Annotated in this window: 2 tRNA genes and 2 rRNA genes; all 4 read right to left on the bottom strand. The window is 50.4% G+C overall.

From position 1 onward, the window contains the following. Positions 1-2,413 (bottom strand): 23S ribosomal RNA (locus HMPREF1552_RS04625); the annotation flags it as partial. A gap of 75 nt (positions 2,414-2,488) precedes the next feature. After that, positions 2,489-2,564 (bottom strand) — tRNA-Ala (locus HMPREF1552_RS04630). Positions 2,565-2,575: 11 nt separating this feature from the next. Beyond that, positions 2,576-2,652, bottom strand: a tRNA-Ile gene (locus HMPREF1552_RS04635). A 38-nt stretch (positions 2,653-2,690) separates the two neighbouring features. Next, positions 2,691-3,018: ribosomal RNA gene (locus HMPREF1552_RS04640) — 16S ribosomal RNA — on the bottom strand; the annotation flags it as partial.

A 3,018-nucleotide genomic window follows, 5' to 3' on the forward strand; every position in this document is an offset into this window, starting at 1 on the left:
TCACTAACTCCCACTTTCGTGCCTGCTCGACCCGTCAGTCTTGCAGTCAAGCTCCCTTATGCGTTTACACTCTTAGGCTGATTTCCATCCAGCCTGAGGGAACCTTTGAACGCCTCCGTTACTCTTTGGGAGGCGACCGCCCCAGTCAAACTGCCCATCTAGCACTGTCTCCGTTTCCAGATTAGAATTCCGACGGCATATGGTTGGTATTCCAACAGCGACTCTGCCAAGACTGACGCCTTGGCTTCATAGTCTCCCAACTATCCTATACACATGCAGCCAGAACCCAATGCCAAACTACAGTAAAGCTCCACGGGGTCTTTCCGTCCTACTGCAGGTAGCCGGTATCTTCACCGGCATTACAACTTCACCAGGTCTCCAGCCAAGACAGCTCCCAAATCATTTCACCATTCGTGCAGGTCGGAACTTACCCGACAAGGAATTTCGCTACCTTAGGACCGTTATAGTTACGGCCGCCGTTCACCGGGGCTTCAATTTGAGTCTCTCAACCCTCCTCTTAACCTTCCGGCACTGGGCAGGTGTCAGCCCATATACGTCGCCTTTCAGCTTAGCATAGACCTGTGTTTTTGGTAAACAGTTGCTTGGGACTCTTCACTGCGGCCTGTTTCCCCTCAGGGTGTTTCTCCCATCAGGTATATCAGGCACCCCTTCTCCCGAAGTTACGGGGCCATTTTGCAGAGTTCCTTAGCTAGAGTTATCCTGTCGGCCTTAAGTTTCTCACTCTGTCCACCTGTGTCGGTTTACAGTACGGGCGCTGCTTCTCATCGATAGAAGTTTTTCTCGGCAGTGTAGGATCTGCAGCTTATGCAGATGCACTTACCCATCAGGTCTCACATTTAGGCATGCGGATTTTCCTGCATGCCCATGCTACGCCCTTAAAAAGGCTATTCCGTCAGCCTTCCTGCATACCTTCCTGCGTCACTCCGTCTCTCAAGCGATAACAGCGGTACAGGAATATTAACCTGTTTTCCATTCGCCATCACATTTTTGCTTATGCTTAGGTCCCGACTCCCCCAGGGCGGACAAACCTTCCCCTGGAAACCTTGGACTTCCGGCCGGCGGGATTCTCGCCCGCCTTCTCGCTACTCATTCCTGCATTCTCACTTCTGATACCTCCAAGACTGCCTTACGGCGTCTCTTCAACGGCCTACAGAACGCTCTCCTACCAGGCGTAAAAACGCCTCCGCAGCTTCGGTTTATGTCTTAGCCCCGTTACATCTTCGGCGCAGATACTCTCGACCAGTGAGCTGTTACGCACTCTTTCAAGGCATGGCTGCTTCTAAGCCAACCTCCTGGTTGTCTGTGAATATCCACCTCCTTTCCCACTTAGACATAATTAGGGACCTTAGCTGGCGGTCTGGGCTGTTCCCCTCTCGTCCGAGGACCTTGTCATCCACGGACTCACTCCTGACTATTAATATGCGGTATTCGCAGTTTGCTTGATTTCGGTAAGCAATACGCCCCCTAGACCATACAGAGCTCTACCCCCGCATATCTTAATATCAAGGCTGCACCTAAATGCATTTCGGAGAGAACGAGCTATCTCCTAGTTCGATTGGCTTTTCACCCCTAGACCTATCTCATCTCCCAACTTTTCAACGGCGGTGAGTTCGGCCCTCCACTGAGTCTTACCTCAGCTTCAGCCTGGACAGGCCTAGATCACTAGGTTTCGCGTCTACGACTAGCGACTTAACGCCCTATTAAGACTCGGTTTCCCTTCGGCTCCACTTTATTAACCTTGCCACTAATCATAACTCGCAGGATGATTAACCAAAATCCACGCAGTCACACATAAAGTGCTCCTACCGTTTGTAAGCACACGGTTTCAAATTCTATTTCACTCCCTTGCTCAGGGTTCTTTTCACCTTTCCCTCACGGTACTCTTCACTATCGGTCAACAGCAGTATTTAGCCTTGCGTGATATGGTCCACGCTGATTCACGCCAGATTCCTCGTGCCTGACGCTACTCGGGTGCTTCCAGTCACAGCATATGTTTTATGTTCTACAGGACTATCACCTTCTTTGGTCCAGCTTCCCAGCTGGTTCTACTTACACACATGCAGCTTAAACATTATGACAATCCGTTAATGGAAGTCCCTCAACCCCGTGCCAGCAACGCTGTCCGCTTGGCACTGACACGGTTTAGGCTCCTCCCCGTTCGCTCGCCGCTACTTAGGGAATCGTTTTTACTTTCTTTTCCTCCCGCTACTTAGATGTTTCAGTTCGCGGACTTACCGTTTTCACACATATCCTTCAGATATGTAGGTTTACCCATTCGGAAATCCAGGGATCAATAATTATGTGCATCTCCTCCTGGCTTATCGCAGCTTATCACGTCCTTCATCGGCTACTGTTGCCTAGGCATCCTCCGTGTGCCCTTATTAGCTTTTTCTCCAGAATAACTTTTACTCTAGTTTTATTGTAATCTTTTACCTACTATTCATTTCTCATTGTCCTATATAAGAGTTGGTGGAGATAAGCGGGTTCGAACCGCTGACCTCTGCCTTGCAAGGGCAGCGCTCTCCCAACTGAGCTATATCCCCAAGACATAATATGGTGGGCATGGCTGGACTCGAACCAGCGACCCCTGCGTTATCAGCACAGTGCTCTAACCACCTGAGCTACACGCCCATAAGATATAAGAAGAAGCTGTGTTTATTTCTCCTTAGAAAGGAGGTGATCCATCCGCACCTTCCGGTACGGATACCTTGTTACGACTTCACCCCAATCACTATCCACACCTTAGATGCCTTCCTCCTTGCGGTTGGACCAGCAGCTTCAGGTGCAGACAACTCTCGTGGTGTGACGGGCGGTGTGTACAAGACCCGAGAACGTATTCACCGCAGCATTGCTGATCTGCGATTACTAGCGATTCCAGCTTCATGAAGCCGAGTTGCAGGCTTCAATCCGAACTTGGACCGGCTTTCAAGATTCGCTCAGCGTTGCCGCCTGGCTGCTCTCTGTACCGGCCATTGTAGCACGTGTGTAGCCCAGATC

The organism is Leptotrichia sp. oral taxon 879 str. F0557 (genome assembly GCF_000469385.1).
GTDB lineage: Bacteria > Fusobacteriota > Fusobacteriia > Fusobacteriales > Leptotrichiaceae > Leptotrichia > Leptotrichia mesophila.